Raw genomic sequence first — 463 nt, 5'->3', positions numbered from 1 at the left:
GGATCGCACGCCGGGGCGCTGGTGCCTGAATAACCCCCTCACGGCAATTGCGGCAGGCATAGCGAGGGCGAACGGTACGAATGACGCGTACGATGGCCGGAACCCAGTCGAGGGCCTCACTGGCATCCTCTCCGATTTTGTGGAGCCTGCCTGCGCAGCAAGGGCAATCCAATGTCTGCGGATCGATCACCTGCTCTACCCGCTCAAGATGGGCGGGCAGCGCCATTATGCCGCGCTTCGCGCGCGGGCGCTTGATCACAGGCTTGTCTTCTGGCGCTTCATCGTCATTGGCCGCGACCGTCGGCGTGCTCACAAGATCGCCCAGATCCAGTTGCCCCTGATCTCCCAGAATGACGCTGGCGCGTTCCGATCGATTGCCGAATGCTTGTTGGGCCATGCCTTTGAGGAGCGAGCGCAGTTGAGCGTTTTCAGCCCGGAGTTCCCGCACAAGGGCGGCCATCTG

General features: G+C 62.6%; 1 protein-coding gene. It reads right to left on the bottom strand.

Annotation, left to right across the window (positions count from 1 at the left end):
• A partial coding sequence (locus ACYPYD_RS20645) for a transposase domain-containing protein (RefSeq protein ID WP_459665222.1) occupies positions 1-463 on the bottom strand: 463 nt, incomplete at both ends.

The organism is Novosphingobium sp. 11B (assembly GCF_054589055.1).
Note: the sequence above shows the minus strand (reverse complement) of the source record. Positions and strands in the feature narration are given on the sequence as shown.